This window comes from Nonomuraea fuscirosea, assembly GCF_035917475.1.
Classification (GTDB): domain Bacteria; phylum Actinomycetota; class Actinomycetes; order Streptosporangiales; family Streptosporangiaceae; genus Nonomuraea; species Nonomuraea fuscirosea.
This window is the reverse complement of record NZ_CP109074.1, coordinates 10466950-10485149: the sequence shown is the minus strand read 5'-3', so window position 1 is coordinate 10485149 and position 18200 is coordinate 10466950. Positions and strand designations below refer to the sequence as shown.

Genomic DNA, 18200 nt, shown 5'->3' with positions numbered 1-18200 from the left:
AGGCCGCCAGCAGGAGTTATCCAGTGCCCAAGTCCAAGGCTCGCAAGAAGGCGGTTTACACCCCGCCGCAGAGGTCACAGCAGGTCAAGGTCAGCCCGCGCTGGCTGGCGCCCACGATGGTCGTCGCATGGATCGTCGGCATCCTGTGGATCTCGATCTATTACGTCGCACCGCAGGCGCCCTTCTTCAGCGACCTCCAGAACTGGAACCTGCTGATCGGGTTTGTTTTCATCATCTTCGGTGTGGTGCTTTCCACCCGCTGGCGCTAGTTCTTTCCACAGTCTTTTCCACAGGCTGTTGAAGTCAGGCCGCGCCGCTCAGGATGGCCGACACCCTGACCATCACCAGCACGGCCAGCACGGCCAGCGCTCCCGCGATCGCCAGCACCTGCCAGAGGGTCCTGTTGTTCCTGGGGGCGTAGGCCAGTGCTCCTGACAGCAGCGCTCCGGTGATCAGCCCGCCGATGTGGCCGGTCCAGCTGATGCCGGGGACGATGAACGTGATGGCCAGGTTGATCACGATGAGCACGGCGATGCCGCGCACGTCGAGGTCGAGCTTGCGGCCCACCACGAAGACGGCGGCGAACAGGCCGAAGATGGCGCCGGACGCGCCTACCGTCGGCTGCATGAGCGGGTCGAGCCAGAGGCCGAGCACGGAGCCGCCGAGCGCGCCGATCAGGTAGAGCGCCGAGAAGCGGACGTGGCCGAAGGCGCGCTCCAGATAGGGGCCGACGACGTAGAGGGCCCAGGAGTTGAACAGGATGTGGAAGATGTCGTTGTGCACGAAGGCCCCGGTGATCAGCCGGTAGTACTGGTCGTGGACGGCCACGCCGCCAGGCCACATGGCCAGCTCGGCCGTGACCTGGTTGCCCGTGAGGTATTGGGCGCCGAAGACCAGGACGTTGATCACCAGGAGGGCGTACGTGACGATCGGCGTGCGTACGACGTTGCCGCCGAAGGTGGACCTGGCCTGGCGCAGGCCCTTGTTGCCCTCGGCCACGCACTCGGGGCACTGGAAGCCGACCGCGGCGTCGCGCATGCAGTCGGGACAGATGGGGCGCTCACATCGCTGGCAGCGGACCCACGTCTCCTTGCCCGGGTGTCGGTAGCACGTGGGCACCGCCTGCTCGGGCTGCTCGGGCTGCGGGGGCGGGCTGGGCGGCTGGCTGGTCATGACCGAAGCCTAAGGCTTGCCGAAGCGTGCCGCGCGGGCCGGGAAGGGCAGCGCGGACTCCCCCGGCTCAGGTGAGCCGGGGGACCGCGATCGGGTCAGGTCAGGCGGGAACCTGCTCGATGGTGACCGACTCGATGATGACGTCCTCGGCCGGCCGGTCGCGCTGGTCGGTGCGGGTCTTGGCGATGGCGTCGACCACGTCCTGACCCTCGATCACCTCACCGAAGATCGAGTGCTTGCCGTTGAGGTGCGGCGTCGGCACGACCGTGATGAAGAACTGCGAGCCGTTGGTGCCCCTGCCGCCGCGGACTCCGGCGTTGGCCATGGCCAGCAGGTAGGGGCGGTTGAAGTAGAGATCCGGGTGGATCTCGTCGTCGAACTCGTAGCCGGGGCCGCCGATGCCCTGGCCGAGCGGGTCTCCGCCCTGGATCATGAAACCGGAGATGACCCGGTGGAAGATCGTGCCGTCGTAGTAGCGGCCGGTGCTCTTCGCACCGGTGCCCGGGTGGGTCCACTCGCGCTGGCCTTCGGCCAGTTCCACGAAGTTTCGCACCGTTTTCGGGGCCTTGGTGGGGAAGAGTTCCACCTTGATATTGCCGCGGTTGGTGTTCAGATTTGCGATCAGCTTCTCAGCCACGAGACAGCTGCCCCCCTCTATGCACAGGGTTGGTTTTGTGGTGTTTTGAGATTTATGGCCGTCCGGCCTTCCGAGCCATCCTCCCATGGACGGCCATGATTGAGCCGCCTTGTCCAGGGAAGGTCAGGCTCGGGGCCCCGATAGACAGGGGAGGTTGTCGTGTCCCTGACAATGAAGAGACGCCGCGTGGTCATAGAGGTTCCCGCCACGTGGATGGGCCGAATGAAGGCTCAGGCCGTGCGAACCGGCCACCGGATGCAGCCCATGGCGGACCAGGCCAAGGTGGTCGCCGCCCAGCGCATCGAAGACGCCCGATACTGGGCGGCGCCGCGGCTGGAGTCCGCGGCGCACGGATTCGAGGACCAGGTCGCACCCAGGGTCAGCGAGATGCTGACCACCGCGGCCAGGAAGATCGACCCCACGCCGTCGCGGTCGCGGCGCTGGCCGATGCTCGTCCTGCTCACCGGTCTCGCGGTGGGGGCGATCGGTTACACGTTCTACCGCCGCAACGCACAGCAGTGGACCGAACACATGAAGGACTCCGCCTCCGATGCCTCACGATGGGTCAATGAGCAGGCGGAGCAGACTTCCGGGTCCACGGACCGGATGGCGACCGACGTGTCGAACAAGGCGGACGAGACGTCTCGCAAGATGTCCTGATCTCGCTGGAAAGCGCGCCCTCGCGAGACTGCGGGGGCGCGCTTCCGTCTTCAGCGGGCGCTTCCTCCACGTACGGGAGCGTTGACGTACGACCAAGCGCTTGTTACAACCCCGCTATGGCGCTGTCACCCCTCGACGACTTCCCGGTGCACCAGGCGGCCCAGGTCATGCGGCACGTGACCACCGGCGACCGCAACTTCTACGACCGCTACTACTTCAACTGCCACGCCGCCTCCGACGAGCTGATGCTGATCGTCGGCCTCGGCCAGTACCCCAACCTGGGCGTCACCGACGCCTTCGCCTGCCTGCGCACCCGCGACCTGCACCGTGTCGTGCGGGCCTCGCGTGAGCTGGGCGCCGACCGGATGGACACGCGCGTGGGCCCGTTCCGCGTCGAGGTGATCGAAGGGCTCAAGCGGCTCAGGGTGGTCCTGGAACCGAACGAGCACGGCCTGTCCTTCGACCTCACGTGGGAGGGGACGATCCCGGCCGTGCTGGAGCCGCGGCACTTCCTGCGCTGGCAGGAGCGGGTGGTCTTCGACTCCGTACGCCTGGCGCAGACCGGCCGCTGGTCCGGAAACATCAGGATCGGAGAGGACGAGGAGATCCCGGTCACCTCCGACCGCTGGATGGGCACCAGGGACCGCAGCTGGGGCATCAGGCCCGTGGGCGAACCCGAGCCGCCCGGCATCCAGGCCAAGAACTCCGGCACGTTCTACTGGCTCTACACGCCGATGCGCTTCGACGACCACGCCATCCTCTGCATCATCCAGGAGGACGAGCGGGGCCGCCGGCTGCTGGAGGAGGCCGTCCGCGTCTGGTCCGACGGGCGCGAGGAGGAATACCTCGGCCGGCCGGAGTACCGCCCGGTCTACGCCCCCGGCACCCGCGACGTCGTCGAGGCCACGATCACGTTCGCACCGCCCGGCGGCAAGCCGTTCGACGTGCGCTGCACGCCGCTGCTGCCCGTCCACCTCATGGTCGGCACCGGTTACGGGCTGGAGCAGGAGTGGCGCCACGGGATGTACCAGGGGGCCGATCCCGTCGTGCAGGGCGTGACGCACCGGCTGCCCGACGACGCGGCCAGGATGTGGGGCCTGGTCGACGCCGTCGGGCGCTTCGAGTACGACGGCCTCGTGGGCCACGGGCTCTACGAGTACTGGGCCCTGGGACCGCACCCGTCGTTCACGGACTGACCGGGAGCCGCTACTCCGCCTTCTTGCAGCTGATGGAGACGGTCTCGGCCAGACCGTTCTCCGGCGGCGCCACGCCCTCCGCCGCGTCGCCCGGCTGCGCGAGCCTGGCCGGAAGGGCGACGCCCATCTCGGGGACCTCCTCCGACGCGACCATGCTGCCCTTGACGACCTGGCCCGGCTCTCCCTCGGCGCCGTCGCGCATGGCCGTGACCCGCACGGCCACCCCGTCGGCTCCGGCCCGTACTGCCTCGCCCTCCCGCGCGGCCAGGACGTCCCCGGCCGGGAGCGCCGGCATGAGCTCGATGGTCTTGCCGTCGCTCGTCGTGCAGACCATCTTCGAGCCGGCGGTGGGCGCGGGGGTCTCGTCGGCCATGGCGGATCCGGCCAGACCGGTGATGGCGAGCACGGCGACCGCGCCGAGCACCGCGAGACGTCGTCTGAACATGAGGGCTCCTCACTGGGGTAACGATCGAACGCCTCCGAGACTGGCCTGCCGTACCTGAAGTGATCCTGAAGAGCCCTCAAATGATCTTCAGGTTGGCTTTAGGTCCGGTGCGGCACTCTGGACGGCGTGCGAGTGTTACTGGTGGAGGACGAGGAGCGGCTGGCCGACCTGGTCAAGGGCGGGCTGGCGGGCGAGGGCTTCGCGGTCGACGTGGCCCACGACGGGCGCGACGGGCTGTGGATGGCCACCGAGAACACCTACGACGTGATCGTCCTGGACGTGATGCTGCCCCGGATGAACGGCTACGCCGTCTGCTCCAAGCTGCGCGAGGTGGGCAACTGGACGCCGATCATGATGCTCACGGCCAAGGACGGCATCTACGACGAGGCCGAGGCGCTCGACAACGGCGCCGACGACTACCTGGCCAAGCCCTTCTCGTACGTGGTGCTGCTGGCCAGGCTGCGCGCGCTGGTCCGGCGGGGCGGGCGCGAGCGGCCCGTGTCGATCAGCGTCGGCGACCTCGTGATCGATCCGGCCGGGCTGCGCTGCCGCAGGGGCGAGGTGCAGATCGGGCTGACGCCGAAGGAGTTCGCGGTGCTGCACGCGCTCGCCCGCCGGCCCGGCGAGGTGGTCTCCAAGAGCGAGCTGCTCTCCCAGGCGTGGGACTTCTCCTACGACGGCGACCCGAACATCGTCGAGGTCTACATCAGCGCTCTGCGGCGGAAGATCGACGTGCCGTTCGGCAGGATGACGCTCATGACGGTCCGCGGGGCCGGCTACCGGCTGGAGGCGGCGTGACGATCGAGCCGAACAGGCTGGCGGGTGGGTTGTCGTCGGTGCGGCTGCGGGCGACCGCCGCGGCCACGCTCGTCGTCGCGCTCGCCCTGGGAGCGGCGGCCCTGGTGCTGATCATGGCGCTGCGCGGCACGCTGGAGAGCAGCGCCGACGCCGCAGCGGCCAGGAAGGTCTCGGCGGTGCTGCCGTACGCGGAGACGATAGAGCTCTCCGCCACGGAAGCCGCGCAGGCCGCGGAAGCGCCGCCCGGCCGGGCCGCCGAGCCCCTGAAGCCGCCCGCCAGGACAGAACCCGCCCCCGCGGGCGTGTCCGCGCTGATCAGGGCGGGCGAGGTACAACTGACCGACGGCACGGTGGCGCGGATCGCCGACCCCGACGTCCTGCTGACCAGGCGGGCCGACGCGGTGGAGAACTGGGCGGCGTCCGGCCAGTACGCCGTCGCGAAGGCCCAGGTGGCCACCGCGGCCGGCCCCGCCGTGGTGCTCGGCCGGGTCTCGCTGGAGGGCGCGGAGGAGGCGCTGAACACGCTGTACGGTGCGCTGCTGCCCGGCGTGCCCGCGGTGCTGCTGGTGGTGGCCGGCATGACCTGGCTCTCGGTGGGCCGCGCGCTCGGCCCCGTGGCCGCGATCAGGGCCAAGGTGGCCGACATCACGGCCCGCGATCTGCACCAGCGGGTGCCCGTACCGAGCTCGAAGGACGAGATCGCGGCGCTCGCGACCACCGTGAACGGCACGCTCGACCGGCTGGAGACGGCCGTGGAGCGGCACAAGCGTTTCGTCGCCGACGCCGCGCACGAGCTGCGCAGCCCCATCGCGACCCTGCGGGCCCGGCTGGAGCTGGCCGAGTCGAGCGAGCTGACCGTGGAGGCCCTGGCCGACGTCGAACGCCTGCAGTCACTGGCCGCCGACCTGCTCATGCTGGCCAAGCTGGACGCGGGCGAGCCGCTGCGGGCCGCCGAGCTGGACCTGGGCCAGGTGGCGGCGGAGGCGTCGCTGCGGGCCAGGCGGCGGCCGGAGGTGCGGGTCGAGCTGGACGTCGAGCCCGACGTCGTGATGCGGGGGTCGAGCGCGCATCTCGACCGTCTGGTGACGAACCTGGCCGACAACGCCGTCCGGCACGCGGCCTCGACCGTACGGGTGCGGGTGGCCGCCGAGGACGGCCAGGCGGTGCTGGAGGTGTGCGACGACGGCCCGGGGATCCCGCCGGAGCACCGGGAGGCGGTGTTCGACCGCTTCACCCGGCTGGACGAGGCGCGGGCCAGGGACGCGGGCGGCGCGGGGCTCGGGCTGCCGATCGCGCGGGACATCGCGCTCCTGCACGAGGGCTCACTCGTGTACGCCGGCTCCGGCTTCGTCGCGCGCTTCCCCCTGGACCACGGGTAGCGCGTACGTGGTGTGCCGCCTGGTGATCGCGAACCCGGCGCGCGTGTAGACGCCGACGGCCCCCGTGGCGTTGTCGACGTCGACGCCCAGCCCGGCGCTGTGGTAGCCCTGGCGGGCGAGGACGGTCAGGGCGTGCGCCATCAGCGCGCCCGCCACGCCCTTGCCGCGCCACTCCTTGAGCGTGCCGACGATCTGGATCCACGCCTGGCGCTCCTCGCGGCGGGCGTTCCTGGCCTCGAAGACGTGCGTGATCAGCACGCCCACGGCCCGGTCGCCGGCCAGCGCCAGGAACGACGACTCCGGACGGAAGTTCACGGAGCCGGTGATCTGGCTCGTCCAGCTCTCCCGTGTGTGCGCCACGTAACCCCAGTGGTCGCGGAACGACTCGTCGCGTACGTGGCGGGCCTGTTCGTCCAGCTCGGGCGACCAGGTGGCGATGCGCACGCCGTCCGGCGTCCTGAGCGGGGGCGGGTCGCCCGGCAGGGGGCGTTCCATGTCGGCGAAGGTGCGGACGGCGGCGAACCCGGTCCGCTCGGCCAGTGCCCTGACGTCTTCGTTGTCGTGGGCGGCGAGGAGATGGAGCTCCGCGTCCACGCCGGGGAACGCCCTGGCGCTCAGCCCCGGCGCCGTACGGACGGCCCAGTCCACGATCCGGCGGCCGAGCCCCTGCCTGCGGTAGGCGGGGTGCACCCCGCCGGAGAAGCGCAGATAGTGCTTTCCGCCCTCGGCGGACTGCCGGACCGGCAGGTAGCCGAACGCCACGATGCGCTCGCCCTCCCTGGCCGCGATCGTGCCCTCGGCCAGGTCGATCAGGGGGTGGGCGAGCCGCTCGGCCGCCTCGTCGACCCCGTGCGGCTCGCCGGTCCTGTCCTCTGCCTCCACCGCGGCGTAGAGCTCGGCCAGTCTCCCGGCGTCTCCCCGCTCAAGCGATCCCCACCTCATGCCGGGCAGCCTAGGTGAGCCGGGCCGCACATCCCAACCGCTCGCCGATGCGGGCCAGCCCTTCGGCGAAGGACCTGCGGGTCTGCTCGTCGAAGCCGTGGAAGAACTTGTTCACCAGGGTGACAGCCCAGCTCAGCCGCTCGGCCACGTCGTAGACGCGGTGGATCACGCGCGTGCCCTCGGGGTCTGCGACGACCGCCCACTCGCCGCGGTACCACCAGCCGCCCTGGTAGGCGACGGTGTGCTCGCCGAGCTCGGTCTTCATCTCGTATCGCGGCCGGTCGTCCAGCAGGGCCCGCCACACCCGGTCCACCGGCGCCGCGACCACGCCGGAGACCTCGGTGATGAGCTTCTTCCTCATGGCCGACCCACCCGGGTGTTCTGGAAGGAGGCGAAGCGCCAGCCCTCGGGGGTGCGCAGGGCGGTCAGCGTGATGACGGAGGCGCGGCTGGGGTCGGGCTCGCCGTCCATGGTGGAGGTGCCGCCGATGACCAGCACCGCGACGTCGGCGGTGAGCTGCCTGATCCGCGGCGCCTGGTCGCTCTCCGCCAGCTTGATCGGGGTCTCGAACAGCTTCCTGTGCACCTCCTCGATGGCCTTGCGGCCCTCCAGGTGCAGTCCGAAGTAGGTGATGTAGTCGGCGTCCTCGGTGAACAGGCCGGCGTAGCCCGCGGCGTCCCCGGCGTTCCAGGTCTCGGTCATGCGCTCGACCAGTCGGATGATCTCGGCGGACATGTCATGACTCCTTCTTGTCGCGGCACGGCCGGGGGACCGCGCCAGGTCATGGCATGACGCTATAGCGCTCCCTACTATATTGCAAGTTGCACTATTGAAGATGCGTCAGGTCGCTCGCTGCGTCGTCTCAGGCGTCCAGTTGCATGAAGGCGCGCTCGATGACCTGCCTGGTGACGTCCTCGGAGTAGGGGAAGAGTTTGATCAGGTCGCGCAGCCCCTCCACGTGGGCCCGCTTGGCCAGCTCGGCCACTTGCACCAGCTCGTCGTGCTGCGCCTGGGCGAACGCCCGGTCCACCACCGCGCCGTGCCCCGGCACGATCACCGGCTCCGGCATCTCCGCCAGCATCGCGGCCGTCGTCGCGGGCCAGTCCAGCGGGTACGAGTCGCTGAACGCCGGCGGCGCCCCCTCCTCCACCAGGTCCCCGGCGAACACCACGCCCGCGTCCGGCACCTGCGCCACGATGTCGTTGCTGCTGTGCCCGAGCCCGAAGTGCCGCAGATGCACCATGCGCCCGCCGATGTCGAGGCTGGCCGCGGCCGTGAACGTGTGGTCGGGCGGAACGATCGTGACCTCCTCCATCTCCTCGCGCCGCTCAGGATGATGCTTGATCACGCCGGCCCGGCTGTCCTCGCCGTACCGTTCGATCTCCTCGGCGCACCTGGCGTGCCCCCAGATCTCGGCGGGGCGGAAGAGCGCGTTGCCGAAGTAGTGGTCGAAGTGGGAGTGGCTGTTGACGACCGTCCACGGGGCGGCGGTGATCCGCCTGACCGCCGCCACGAGATCCGCCGCCTCCTGGTGGGAGCTGCGCGTGTCGAGCACCAGGCAGTGCCCGTCGCCCACGATCAGCCCCGTGTTCAGGTCGAACGACCGATGACGCCGGACGTATACCCGGTCGCCGACCTCATGCCATTGCTCGTTCATGCCAAGGAACACTACTTTTAGCCGCGGTGAATGGCATATGCCCCTGCCTCACCCGCGCAGGTACGCCAGCACCGCCAGCACCCGCCGGTGCCCGTCGGCGGCGGGCGGGAGGTCGAGCTTGGCGAAGATGCCGGCGATGTGCTTGGCCACGGCCGCCTCCGTGACGAAGAGCTCCTTGGCGATCGAGGCGTTGGAGCGGCCCTCGGCGATCAGGCCCAGCACCTCGTGCTCGCGCGGGGTCAGCCGGGCCAGCGGGTCGCGCCTGCGTCGCAGCAGCTGGCGCACCACCTCGGGGTCGACGACCGTGCCGCCCGCGGCCACCCGGTCGAGTGCCTCGACGAACTCGCGTACGTCGCCGATGCGGTCCTTCAGCAGGTAACCGATGCCGGCTCCCGCGCCGGACGCGAGCAGTTCGGCGGCGTACGTCTGCTCCACGTACTGGCTGAGCACCAGCACCGCCAGCCCCGGCTCTCGTCCGCGCAGCTCCAGCGCGGCCCGCAGCCCCTCGTCGGCGAAACCGGGCGGCATCCGCACATCCGTCACCACCACGTCGGGACGGTGTGCGGCGACGGCCTCGATCAGGGCGGGGGCGTCGCCGACGGCGGCGGCGACGATGTGGCCGAAGCGTTCGAGCAGCCCGGCCAGGCCCTCGCGGAGCAAAACGGCGTCCTCGGCGATCACCACGCGCACGTGCTCTTCCTTCCCATCCTGGTCACTGGCACGGGATCTCCGCCCGGCACGGGGTTCGCGTTCATGGGCACGGGATCTCCGCCCGGACCAGGGTCGGGCCGCCTGCCGGGCTCGACAGGGCGAGTCTTCCGCCCACCACCGCCAGCCGGTCCGCCAGCCCGGTCAGCCCCGTCCCCTTCGCCTGGTCGGCGCCCCCGACGCCGTCGTCGCGCACCTCGACGACCAGCGTGCCCGCCTCGATCCGGCCGGCGACGTGTCCCCTGGTGGCCTGGCCGTGCCTGGCCAGGTTCGTCAGGGCCTCGCTGACGACGTAGTACGCGGTCACCTCGACCGGCGCGGGCAGCCGGCCCGGCACGGAGACGTCCACGTCGACCGGCACCGGCGAGCGTCCCGCCACGTCGTGCACCGCCGCCGCCAGCCCCCGGTCGGTGAGCACCTGGGAGTGCACGCCTCTGATCAGCTCGCGCAGCTCGGCCAGCGCCTGCTTGGCCTCCGCCTGGGCCACCCCGATCAGCCTGGCCGCCTCGGAGCCCTCGGGCAGGTCCAGCCCGGCCATCCCCAGCGTCATGGTCAGCGCGACCAGCCGTTGCTGCGCGCCGTCGTGCAGGTCCCGCTCGATCCGGCGGCGCTCCGTCTCGTACGCGTCCACCAGCCGCGCCCGCGACCGCAACACCTCGCCCAGCTCGGAGCCCTGCGGCGCCAGCACCGCGCGCACCATGGCCCCCCTCGCCCCGGCCCAGGCGGTGATCGTGTACGCGGCCACCGGCAGCAGCAGGACACCCGCGACCAACGCCAGCACGCCGGCGACCGGCGTCGCCTCGGGCTGGACGAACCAGGTGAGCGCCACCACCAGGGGCCCGCCGACCGTGACCGCCAGCATGACCAGGTCGATCCACCACAGCGCGACCACGGTCATGACGACCAGCCCCGCCTCCCGCCTGCGCCGGTCCTGGGTGTCCGGCAGGGGGACGGCGTCCACCAGGCGCAGCCGGGCGCGTTCGAAGCGGGCGACCAGCGGGATCGCCAGGGCCAGGGCGGCCAGGCCCGTCACGAGGCCCAGCGCCGGGGTGACCAGCGTGCCGCCGTAGGCAGCCGCGGTCACGAGCCCGGCGGCCGCGCCGGGGACGAGCCCGGCCACCAGGTACGCCGCGCCGCGCCACGGCCAGGCGGAGGCGAGGAACGGGAGGGGGCGCTGCGTCAGGGCTTCGAGCGCGGTCCTGTTGAGCACCTTGTGACCGTATCCGCTGGTGGGAGGGCAGGCAGTAGTGCTGGGTAGAGGATTCGTCCCGTACGCCCGCCCCTTGTGCCCGATCAGCGCCCGATCAGCGACGCTTGACTGCGGGGCGTCAGGCGGTCACGGTGCCGCGGCGGCCGTACCGGTCCGCCACGGCGTCGAACAGCTCCACCGCGCGCCCCAGATCCCCGACCTCCGCGGCCGGCTGCCCGAGCTGCGGGTCGAAGCACTCGAACCCGGACGCGCCCGCCACCACGGCCGCCACCTCGTACAGCAGCCCGACCACCCGGCGGGCCTCCTCGCCGTGGGTCCGGTAGGGGACGCTCATCTCCCAGCCGCCCTCCCAGTGGTTCACCGAGATGCCGGTGTCCTCGTGGTCGAGCTCCCAGTTCGGCGGGTACTCGACGATGCGCACCTCGCCCAGCAGCTCGCGGGTGCGGCCGACGATGCTCTCCCACGCCTCCAGATCGGGCCGCAGCGGCTCCGCCCGCGCGTCGTCGGCCGCCAGCGCCTCGTCCCATGACTGGCCGGGCGCGCGGCGGGTGAAGTAAAGGTCGTAGCTCATGGGGGACGAAGGTACTAGGTGCCGGATCTTGACGGTTACGTCCGGAACGTCAGGCCCTCGAAGGCGCCCGACGTACGCCACCGGTCGATGTAGGCGAAGTACGCCACCGCCCCGTGCGGATGGCCGACGTTGAGCCGGTCCTTCATGCCGAGGTCCCGGCCCTCGTTGTTGTAGTAGCCAGGGGTGCAGTCGGGGGAGCCGAGCATGCGACCGGCGCCGGACAGCAGCAGCTCGACCCAGCTCTGCTCGGCTTCCGCCGACGCCTCGACCTGGGCGTATCCGTGCTCGACCGCGTACCTGACGGTCGTGGCGATGGTCCTGCCCGCCTCCGTCAGGTTGTGCGGAATGTTGGAGATGAGGTTGGCGCCCTGCGTCGGCTGCGCGAGGAAGGCGTTCGGGAAGCCGTGCACGTGGATGCCGTGCAGCGTGCGCATGCCCTGCGCCCAGTGCTCCGACAGCAGCACCCCGTCGCGCCCGGTCAGGTCGTAGCCGGCCCGGCGGGTGTAGTCGGTGCCGACCTCGAAGCCGGAGGCGTAGATGACGCAGTCGACCTCGTACTCCTTGTCGCCCGCCAGCACACCCCGCTCGGTGATCCGCGTGACGCCCTTGCCGTCGGTGTCCACGAGGTGGGTGCCGGGCACGTTGAACGCCTGCAGGTATTCGTCGTGGAAGCAGGGCCGCTTGCAGAGCTGGCGGTACCACGCCTTCAGCCGCCGCGCGGTCTCCGGGTCCTGGACGATGGTGTCGACGCGGGCGCGGATCTCCTCCATCTTCTCGAAGTCGGAGTCCTCGAACGCGGCCAGCATCGTGTCCTGGGTGAGCTCGTCCCGCGGGATGGCGTTGATCTTGGAGCGGTAGCGGCGGGCGATGTCGGTCCAGCCGTCCATCACCAGGTCCTCGTCGGCCGCGCCGCCGGTCTGGTTCGCGGTGAAGTTCTCCAGCCAGCGCTGCTGCCAGCCGGGGCTCGCGATCGTGGCGAACCAGCCGGGGTCGGTCGGCCGGTTGTCCCGTACGTCGACCGACGAGGGCGTGCGCTGGAAGACGTACAGCTCGGCGCAGGCCCGCGCCAGATGCGGGACGCACTGCACGGCCGTCGCGCCGGTGCCGATGACGGCCACCCGCTTGTCCGCCAGCCGGTCCATGGGCGCGCCCGAGGGGTCGCCGCCGGTGTAGTCGTAGTCCCAGCGGCTGGTGTGGAAGGAGTGGCCGCCGAACTCCTCGATCCCGGGGATGCCGGGCAGTTTCGGCAAGTGCAGCGGCCCGATGCCCATGGCGACGAACTGCGCGGTGAACGCGTCGCCTCTGTTGGTCCTGACGAGCCAGCGGGAGCGGTCCTCGTCCCAGGTCAGGTCCAGGACCTCGGTGTGGAACAGGGCGTTGTCGTACAGGCCGAAGTGTTTGCCGATGCGGCGACAGTGTTCGAGGATCTCGGGGGCGTGCGCGTACTTCTCGGTCGGCATGTGGCCGGTCTCTTCGAGCAGCGGCATGTAGACGAACGACGCCGTGTCGCACTGGGCGCCGGGGTAGCGGTTCCAGTACCAGGTGCCGCCGAAGTCGCCGCCCTTCTCGACGATGCGCACGTCGTCGATGCCGGCCTCCTTCAGCCGGGCGCCGGTGACGAGCCCGGCGAAGCCGCCGCCGATGAAGGCGACGGTCACGTGGTCGGTCTTGGGGTCGCGCTCGGTCATCGGGGTGTACGGGTCGTCGAGGTAGTGGGCGAATCGGCCAGTGAGGCGGAGGTACTGGTCGTTGCCGTCCGGCCGGAGCCGCTTGTCGCGCTCTTCGCGATATTTCCGGCGAAGGGCGTCCCTGTCGATGGTCGGGCGCTCTGTCATGCATCCCTCCGGGGGCGACGACGGTAATTCCAGAATGGCATTCGGAAATGGCGTCCGACAAGCTCCGCGCCGCGATTGCGCGCGGCCTGCCACCCGGCGGCCACGGGGGCAGGATGAAACGCCCGATTACCTGAGCGGGATGTCCACTATTGTGGTGGCTCGGACACACGGAGGAAGCGGATCCATGCTGGCCCATCGCGCACTCGTCATCGCCATGTTGCCGGCGATCGGGCTGCGGGTGCTGGCCGTGCTCGGCTTCCCTCCCGCGATCCTCTTCTACGGCGACTCCTTCGCGTTCCTGCGTGAGGAGCTGACGCCCGGGACGACGAGACCGTCCGGCTACTCCCTGCTCCTCGCCGTGCTGCGGCCCGCGCACAGCCTCAGCCTGGTCACGGTCCTGCAGCACCTGCTCGGGCTGGCGCTCGCGGTCGGGGTGTACGCGCTGCTGCGCCGCCGCGGCCTGCCGGGCTGGGGCGCGGCGCTGCTGGTCACCCCGCTGCTCTACGACGAGTTCCTCCTGCTGCTCGAACACATGATCATGGCCGACGCCGTCTTCATCGTGCTCGTCACGGCGGCCATCGGGCTCATCGTCTGGCGCGTCTCGCCGACGACGGCGGCCGTGGGCGGGCTGCTGCTCGGGCTGGCCGGGATCACCAGGACGGTCGGCCTGCCGCTGCTCATCCTGACCGCCGCCTACCTGCTGATCAGGCGGTACGGCTGGCGCCCGCTGGTGGCGCTGCTCGTCGCCGGGGCGATTCCGCTGGGCGCGTACGCCACCTGGATGAAGGTGGAGAAGGGCAAGTTCGGCCTGACCGAGGCCGACGGCAACTTCCTGTGGTCAAGGACGATGAGCTTCGCCGACTGCGCGGTGATCAAGCCGCCGGAACGGCTGGCCGTGCTCTGCCCCGACATGCCCGTGGCGCAGCGGCCCTATCCGCCGCACTGGCTGTGGGAGAGCTTCTCGCCACTGCTCAAGGTGCCGGGGGCGGCCAACCGCAACCAGCTGGCCGGCGAGTTCGCCAGGCAGGCCATCCTCGCCCAGCCCGGGGGCTACCTCGGGGCCGTCGCGACGGATCTCACCCAGCTGCTGCGCTGGGAGCGCACGGCCGTCGACGAGAAGACGCCGTACAAGCTGCCGGCCTCCGAGCGACCCATCAGCGAGTCCGTACGCGGCGTGGCCGAGTCGTACGAGGCCGGGCCGGCCGCGACGCGGGTGGTGGAGCCGTTCGCCGGGTGGCTGCGGGCGTACCAGCGGTTCGGGTACGTGCCGTTCCCGCTGCTCGTGCTGGCCCTGGTCGGCGCCCTCGTGGCCGCGCCGCTGCGGCGGCGATGGGACGCGCTCCTGCCCGGGGTCGCCGCGCTCGCCCTGGTCGTCTCGCCGCCGTTCCTGGCCGCGTTCGACGTACGGTACGTGATCCCGGCGATCCCCCTGGTGTGCCTGACGGTGGGACTGACCTTCGCCGGCACCCGTACCCCGTTCATCGCCCGCCGCGCGCGGCCTGCCGAACAGCGAGAACCGGCCCAGGTCGCCTAGCCACCTGTCCGCGCGTGCTGGCAGGCGCCCGGCGGCCGGTGTTACCGTTGCACCTGTAACAGCGCACTTACACGTGATGGGAAGCTATGACGCAGGCCGGGCCGACGGGTGACGACCTGGTCGAGATGCTGGCGGCGCTGTCCAACCCGCTGCGACTGCGCATCGTCGCGCAACTGGCCGCCGGGCGCGACTACGTGAGCCACCTGGCCCGCGTGATCGGCATCAGCCGCCCGCTCCTGCACATGCACCTGCGCCGACTGGAGGCCGCCGGCCTGATCGCCGGCAACCTGGAGCTGTCGGACGACGGCAAGGCCATGAAGTACTACCAGGTCACCGACTTCAGCCTGCACCTGACCGCGTCGACGCTGGCCGAGGCGGCCAAGACACTCACCACCCCCGACCCCACCGAGGGTCCCGGACGCTAGGAGCCCTCCCGATGCCCATGGCCTGGCCCGAGGTGATCTTCTTTCTCGGTGTGCTGATCCTCGTCACGTTCCTCATCAGCGTGGTCATCGTGGGCCTGTTCGAGTCCCGCAAGTCCAGACTCCAGGCCGACCAGGCGGACGACCTGCGCCGGCTCGTCCAGCGCTTCGAGCAGTTGGCCGAGAACACCATGGACGCCCAGCAACGAGTGGCCGCCGACCTGGCGGAGCTACGCGCCCGCACCGCCACGATCGAGCAGATCTTACGCACGGTGGAGTGACACGGGGCGGAGTCCTCCGCAGATGGCCGGTCGAGCACCGGTCGGCCGATTGAGAACCGCTCGGTGGCCAGGGCCTCTCGGGTCAGCACCACCCCGGGACACGGCCGCTCGGTGATCAGGATGGCTGGGCGGTCAGGGTTGCTGGGCGGTCAGGGGCGGTCGGGCATGCTCGCGTCGAAGCGGGATACGAAGCGGCGCTGCCAGGGGGTCTCGACGGCCTGTTTCGCGTAGTGCTCGCGAACGTAGGCCACCGCCTGATCCGCCGGCACGCCGTCGAGCACGGCCAGACAGGCCAGGGCGGTGCCGGTGCGGCCGCGCCCGCCGCCGCAGGCGACCTCGACGCGCTCGGACCCGGCCCGCTCCCACGCCTCACGCAGCGCCTCGGCGGTGGCCGCGCGGTCGGAGGGCAGCCAGAAGTCGGGCCAGCGTAACCACCGATGCTCCCATTCGACCGGTGGCGGCGGCTTGCCCAGCAGGTAGAGGGCGAAGGCCGGCTGCGGCCCCGGCGGCAGCGGATGCCGCAGACCTCTGCCCCGGACGAGACGACCCGAGGGCAACTTCAGCACTCCCTCGGCAGCGGGCTCCCACGTCATGTCCCCGAGGCTAACCCGCCCGCACGGCACGACCCCGCCCGTTCATCCCAGGGCGGACAGCGGAACGGCTCCTGGGAGCCAGCGCGTGGTCAGGTCGGTGACGACGGCGCCGCCCGTGTCGGTGAGGTGGACGTGGTCCACGAGGATGCGCCGTCCGCCCGCGCGGGCGATGTCGTCCCAGTCGCGCCCGAGCAGGTGGTGCTGGGCCGCGACCCAGAAGGCGAGCGGAAAGCCGAAGTCGTAGGCCGTAGGCGAGCCGCCGTCCTGCCGCAGCAGGTCGGTCAGCCGCTCGTGCAGGGGCAGGTAGTCGGCCCCGGTCCGCTCGGCGACCTCCTTGACGGCGGTGTTGTAGCGGGTGAGCCGGCGGTTGATCTCCGTGTCCTGGTCCTCGCCCAGCGGAGGGAGGGACATGAGGGCGACGCGGGCGCCGGTGGCGGTCCTGACGCGGGTGACGATCTCGCCGAGGGTGTCGCGGTACTGCTCCACGGGAACCGCATTGCGTACGTCGTTGGTGCCGACGAGGAGCGTGACGGCGGCCGGGCGGCAGGCCACGATGTCGGTGCCGACGCGCCGCGCCAGGTCGGCGGCGGTGTCGCCGTTGACGCCCGCATTGACGAACTCGTACGCGGGCAGCGCGGCACGCAGCGCTCCCACCCAGTCCGCGCCGAGCGCGCCCTGCGTCATGCTGGCCCCGGCCGCCACCACGCGCGGACGCGCCCCCGGCCCCTTGGCGCACGCCTCGGCGGGCGAATTGTCCGGCGGGCGGAGAAAGGTGCGGTAGCCCACGAGCCCGGCAGCCCCCAGGGTGACGGCGAGCAGAAGGGAGACGGCGATGAGGATGGCTCGCTTCATGATCAGTACCCCAGGGAGACGCAGTGGCCGACGGTGGCCGGGTCGTCGATGGCTTCGAGCACGGCGTGGGCGAGGTCGGCCCTGGCGATGGTGACGCCGCCCCGGACGTTCAGGTCGACGGCGGTGCGGTAAGCGCGCCGTCTGCCGTCGGTGAGGCGTGGCGGCCGCATGATCGTCCAGTCCAGACCGCTGGCGCGGACCTCCTCGTCGGTACGCGCGAAGTCGGCGAACCCCGTCCGCAGGAAGCGGCGCAGCAGTGGCTTGACCAGGACGCGGCTCGCGAAGCCGTCGCCCGCGTCGACGACATGCCCACTGGCGGTCACGACGACCAGGCGACTCGTGCCTGTGGCGCGCATCGCGGCGATGATCGACCGCGCTCCGGCGGCACACACGTTCCCGGCGTCCCGGCCGCGCGGTCCGAGAGCGGAGACCACGGCGTCGCTGCCGCTCAGCGCCGCTTCAATGGCCTCGGGCCGCATGACGTCTGCGGTCACGAGGGTGAGCCCGGAGTGGCGAGGACCGGTCAGGCGGGCGGGGTCGCGTACGACTGCGGTGACGTGGTGGCCGACGGTGAGGGCCTGCTGCACGAGGTGTCGTCCCGTGCCGCCGGTGGCGCCGAAGACAGTGATCTTCACTTAGACTCCAGGTTAGTAAACGCTTGCTAACAAGCCGAGACGATAGTGAGCGTTTACTAACCACGTCAAGCAGGAAGCGGGAAAGGGCGCGTGATGGGCACCAGAGACGTGATTCTCGACGCGGCGGCCGAGGTGATGGCGGAGCGGGGCCTGGCCAATGTGACGACCAGGCAGATCGCCGGCGCCGCCGGGTTCACCGAGGCGGCGCTCTACAAGCACTTCACCAACAAGGCCGACCTGCTCGTGGCCGTCATCAGGGAGCGCTCACCCGGCTTCACCCAGCTGGCTCAGGCGCTCAAGGGCGACAACAGCCTGCTGGACGACCTCACCGCCGCAGCCAGAGCGGCCATCGACTTCTACCGGACCGGATTCCCCATGCTGGCCTCGATCTTCGCCGACCCCGGCACGCTGGCCGCGCACAAGGAGGAGCTGCGGCGGCAGGGCGCGGGCCCGCACATGGCCAACCAGGCAGTGGCCGCCTATCTGCGGGCCCAGCAGAAAGCCGGGCGGGTGCGGCGGGACGCGGACGTGACAGCGGCGGCGGGACTGCTGCTCGGAGCCTGCTTCCAGCACGCCTTCCTGAGCCACATGTCGGCGCCCGGGCACCACGACGACGGCGAGGCGGCCGCCTCGTTCGCCCGCACGCTCCTCGAATCATTGACCGACTGAGCC

At 71.0% G+C, this 18200-nt stretch carries 23 protein-coding genes; 9 read left to right on the top strand and 14 right to left on the bottom strand.

Going from position 1 to position 18200, the window contains the following annotated elements:
* Positions 1–23: 23 nt before the first annotated feature.
* On the top strand, positions 24–269 hold the full coding sequence (locus OIE67_RS48230) for a cell division protein CrgA (protein ID WP_106247376.1): 246 nt from the start codon (positions 24–26) through the stop codon (positions 267–269).
* A 34-nt stretch (positions 270–303) separates the two neighbouring features.
* Here OIE67_RS48230 and OIE67_RS48225 read toward each other — a convergent pair whose 3' ends face one another.
* Together OIE67_RS48225 and OIE67_RS48220 are read right to left on the bottom strand one after the other, a co-directional pair.
* A complete protein-coding gene (locus OIE67_RS48225; RefSeq protein ID WP_326633265.1) occupies positions 304–1173 on the bottom strand; it encodes a rhomboid family intramembrane serine protease in 870 nt (289 codons plus the stop codon).
* Between the two features lie 100 nt (positions 1174–1273).
* Entirely contained in the window at positions 1274–1810 is a 537-nt protein-coding gene (locus OIE67_RS48220; protein ID WP_106247374.1) for a peptidylprolyl isomerase, read from the bottom strand.
* A 237-nt stretch (positions 1811–2047) separates the two neighbouring features.
* Between OIE67_RS48220 and OIE67_RS48215 the strand changes: the two genes are divergently transcribed.
* A complete protein-coding gene (locus OIE67_RS48215; protein ID WP_326633263.1) occupies positions 2048–2470 on the top strand; it encodes a hypothetical protein in 423 nt (140 codons plus the stop codon).
* Positions 2471–2586: 116 nt separating this feature from the next.
* A complete protein-coding gene (locus OIE67_RS48210; RefSeq protein WP_326633261.1) occupies positions 2587–3666 on the top strand; it encodes a hypothetical protein in 1080 nt (359 codons plus the stop codon).
* 10 nt (positions 3667–3676) lie between these two features.
* Here OIE67_RS48210 and OIE67_RS48205 read toward each other — a convergent pair whose 3' ends face one another.
* On the bottom strand, positions 3677–4111 hold the full coding sequence (locus tag OIE67_RS48205; protein ID WP_326633259.1) for a hypothetical protein: 435 nt from the start codon (positions 4109–4111) through the stop codon (positions 3677–3679).
* Between the two features lie 126 nt (positions 4112–4237).
* Here OIE67_RS48205 and OIE67_RS48200 point away from each other — a divergent pair, with 126 nt between their 5' ends.
* Together OIE67_RS48200 and OIE67_RS48195 are read left to right on the top strand one after the other, a co-directional pair.
* Positions 4238–4909 carry a response regulator transcription factor gene (locus OIE67_RS48200; protein ID WP_326633257.1) on the top strand — a complete coding sequence of 224 codons (672 nt, stop codon included), beginning with the start codon at positions 4238–4240 and terminating at the stop codon, positions 4907–4909.
* Positions 4906–6288, top strand: a complete 1383-nt coding sequence (locus OIE67_RS48195) for a sensor histidine kinase (protein WP_326633255.1) — start codon at positions 4906–4908, stop codon at positions 6286–6288. The genes OIE67_RS48200 and OIE67_RS48195 overlap by 4 nt, the downstream gene beginning before the upstream one ends.
* Here the strand turns inward: OIE67_RS48195 and OIE67_RS48190 are convergent.
* From OIE67_RS48190 to OIE67_RS48155, 8 genes are all read right to left on the bottom strand, one after another.
* Positions 6232–7230: a GNAT family N-acetyltransferase gene (locus OIE67_RS48190; protein ID WP_326633253.1), complete on the bottom strand. Its 999-nt coding sequence runs from the start codon at positions 7228–7230 to the stop codon at positions 6232–6234. The genes OIE67_RS48195 and OIE67_RS48190 overlap by 57 nt on opposite strands.
* 10 nt (positions 7231–7240) lie before the next feature.
* Entirely contained in the window at positions 7241–7591 is a 351-nt protein-coding gene (locus OIE67_RS48185; protein ID WP_106247363.1) for a hypothetical protein, read from the bottom strand.
* Entirely contained in the window at positions 7588–7965 is a 378-nt protein-coding gene (locus OIE67_RS48180) for an SgcJ/EcaC family oxidoreductase (protein ID WP_106247361.1), read from the bottom strand. The genes OIE67_RS48185 and OIE67_RS48180 overlap by 4 nt, the downstream gene beginning before the upstream one ends.
* Before the next feature lie 127 nt (positions 7966–8092).
* Positions 8093–8887, bottom strand: a complete 795-nt coding sequence (locus tag OIE67_RS48175) for an MBL fold metallo-hydrolase (protein WP_106247359.1) — start codon at positions 8885–8887, stop codon at positions 8093–8095.
* Positions 8888–8935: 48 nt separating this feature from the next.
* Positions 8936–9577 carry a response regulator transcription factor gene (locus tag OIE67_RS48170; RefSeq protein ID WP_326633247.1) on the bottom strand — a complete coding sequence of 214 codons (642 nt, stop codon included), beginning with the start codon at positions 9575–9577 and terminating at the stop codon, positions 8936–8938.
* A gap of 61 nt (positions 9578–9638) precedes the next feature.
* Entirely contained in the window at positions 9639–10805 is a 1167-nt protein-coding gene (locus OIE67_RS48165; protein WP_326633245.1) for a sensor histidine kinase, read from the bottom strand.
* A gap of 118 nt (positions 10806–10923) precedes the next feature.
* A complete protein-coding gene (locus OIE67_RS48160) occupies positions 10924–11376 on the bottom strand; it encodes a hypothetical protein (RefSeq protein ID WP_326633243.1) in 453 nt (150 codons plus the stop codon).
* A gap of 35 nt (positions 11377–11411) precedes the next feature.
* Positions 11412–13211 (bottom strand): flavin-containing monooxygenase, encoded by a 1800-nt coding sequence (locus OIE67_RS48155; protein WP_326633241.1) that lies wholly within the window; start codon positions 13209–13211, stop codon positions 11412–11414.
* Positions 13212–13395: 184 nt separating this feature from the next.
* On the opposite strand from OIE67_RS48155, the gene OIE67_RS48150 reads away from it, so the two are divergent.
* The 3 genes from OIE67_RS48150 to OIE67_RS48140 all read left to right on the top strand — a co-directional run bounded on the left by OIE67_RS48150 (position 13396) and on the right by OIE67_RS48140 (position 15448).
* Positions 13396–14745 carry a hypothetical protein gene (locus OIE67_RS48150; RefSeq protein WP_326633239.1) on the top strand — a complete coding sequence of 450 codons (1350 nt, stop codon included), beginning with the start codon at positions 13396–13398 and terminating at the stop codon, positions 14743–14745.
* Between the two features lie 86 nt (positions 14746–14831).
* Positions 14832–15170, top strand: coding sequence for an ArsR/SmtB family transcription factor (locus OIE67_RS48145; RefSeq protein ID WP_326633237.1), 339 nt, complete (start codon positions 14832–14834; stop codon positions 15168–15170).
* 11 nt (positions 15171–15181) lie between these two features.
* Entirely contained in the window at positions 15182–15448 is a 267-nt protein-coding gene (locus OIE67_RS48140; RefSeq protein ID WP_219912180.1) for a hypothetical protein, read from the top strand.
* A gap of 149 nt (positions 15449–15597) precedes the next feature.
* Here the strand turns inward: OIE67_RS48140 and OIE67_RS48135 are convergent, their stop codons facing one another.
* From OIE67_RS48135 to OIE67_RS48125, 3 genes are read right to left on the bottom strand one after another with little or no spacing between them, the layout of a single operon-like run.
* Positions 15598–16041, bottom strand: a complete 444-nt coding sequence (locus tag OIE67_RS48135; RefSeq protein ID WP_326633234.1) for a protein-tyrosine phosphatase family protein — start codon at positions 16039–16041, stop codon at positions 15598–15600.
* Positions 16042–16083: 42 nt separating this feature from the next.
* Positions 16084–16893 (bottom strand): SGNH/GDSL hydrolase family protein, encoded by an 810-nt coding sequence (locus OIE67_RS48130; protein WP_326633231.1) that lies wholly within the window; start codon positions 16891–16893, stop codon positions 16084–16086.
* A 2-nt stretch (positions 16894–16895) separates the two neighbouring features.
* The gene (locus OIE67_RS48125) at positions 16896–17528 is read right to left on the bottom strand and encodes an NAD(P)-dependent oxidoreductase (protein WP_326633229.1); all 633 of its coding nucleotides are present in this window, start codon (positions 17526–17528) and stop codon (positions 16896–16898) included.
* A 93-nt stretch (positions 17529–17621) separates the two neighbouring features.
* On the opposite strand from OIE67_RS48125, the gene OIE67_RS48120 reads away from it, so the two are divergent.
* Entirely contained in the window at positions 17622–18197 is a 576-nt protein-coding gene (locus tag OIE67_RS48120) for a TetR/AcrR family transcriptional regulator (RefSeq protein WP_326633227.1), read from the top strand.
* Positions 18198–18200 lie beyond the last annotated feature (3 nt).

Coding starts and splice junctions, on each gene's coding strand:
- OIE67_RS48120 (WP_326633227.1), top strand. CDS start 17,622: ATGGGCACCAGAGACGTGATTCTCGACGCGGCGGCCGAGGTGATGGCG.
- OIE67_RS48210 (WP_326633261.1), top strand. CDS start 2,587: ATGGCGCTGTCACCCCTCGACGACTTCCCGGTGCACCAGGCGGCCCAG.
- OIE67_RS48190 (WP_326633253.1), bottom strand. CDS start 7,230: ATGAGGTGGGGATCGCTTGAGCGGGGAGACGCCGGGAGACTGGCCGAG.
- OIE67_RS48175 (WP_106247359.1), bottom strand. CDS start 8,887: ATGAACGAGCAATGGCATGAGGTCGGCGACCGGGTATACGTCCGGCGT.
- OIE67_RS48130 (WP_326633231.1), bottom strand. CDS start 16,893: ATGAAGCGAGCCATCCTCATCGCCGTCTCCCTTCTGCTCGCCGTCACC.
- OIE67_RS48205 (WP_326633259.1), bottom strand. CDS start 4,111: ATGTTCAGACGACGTCTCGCGGTGCTCGGCGCGGTCGCCGTGCTCGCC.
- OIE67_RS48180 (WP_106247361.1), bottom strand. CDS start 7,965: ATGTCCGCCGAGATCATCCGACTGGTCGAGCGCATGACCGAGACCTGG.
- OIE67_RS48185 (WP_106247363.1), bottom strand. CDS start 7,591: ATGAGGAAGAAGCTCATCACCGAGGTCTCCGGCGTGGTCGCGGCGCCG.
- OIE67_RS48155 (WP_326633241.1), bottom strand. CDS start 13,211: ATGACAGAGCGCCCGACCATCGACAGGGACGCCCTTCGCCGGAAATAT.
- OIE67_RS48140 (WP_219912180.1), top strand. CDS start 15,182: ATGCCCATGGCCTGGCCCGAGGTGATCTTCTTTCTCGGTGTGCTGATC.
- OIE67_RS48145 (WP_326633237.1), top strand. CDS start 14,832: ATGACGCAGGCCGGGCCGACGGGTGACGACCTGGTCGAGATGCTGGCG.
- OIE67_RS48150 (WP_326633239.1), top strand. CDS start 13,396: ATGCTGGCCCATCGCGCACTCGTCATCGCCATGTTGCCGGCGATCGGG.
- OIE67_RS48225 (WP_326633265.1), bottom strand. CDS start 1,173: ATGACCAGCCAGCCGCCCAGCCCGCCCCCGCAGCCCGAGCAGCCCGAG.
- OIE67_RS48135 (WP_326633234.1), bottom strand. CDS start 16,041: ATGACGTGGGAGCCCGCTGCCGAGGGAGTGCTGAAGTTGCCCTCGGGT.
- OIE67_RS48160 (WP_326633243.1), bottom strand. CDS start 11,376: ATGAGCTACGACCTTTACTTCACCCGCCGCGCGCCCGGCCAGTCATGG.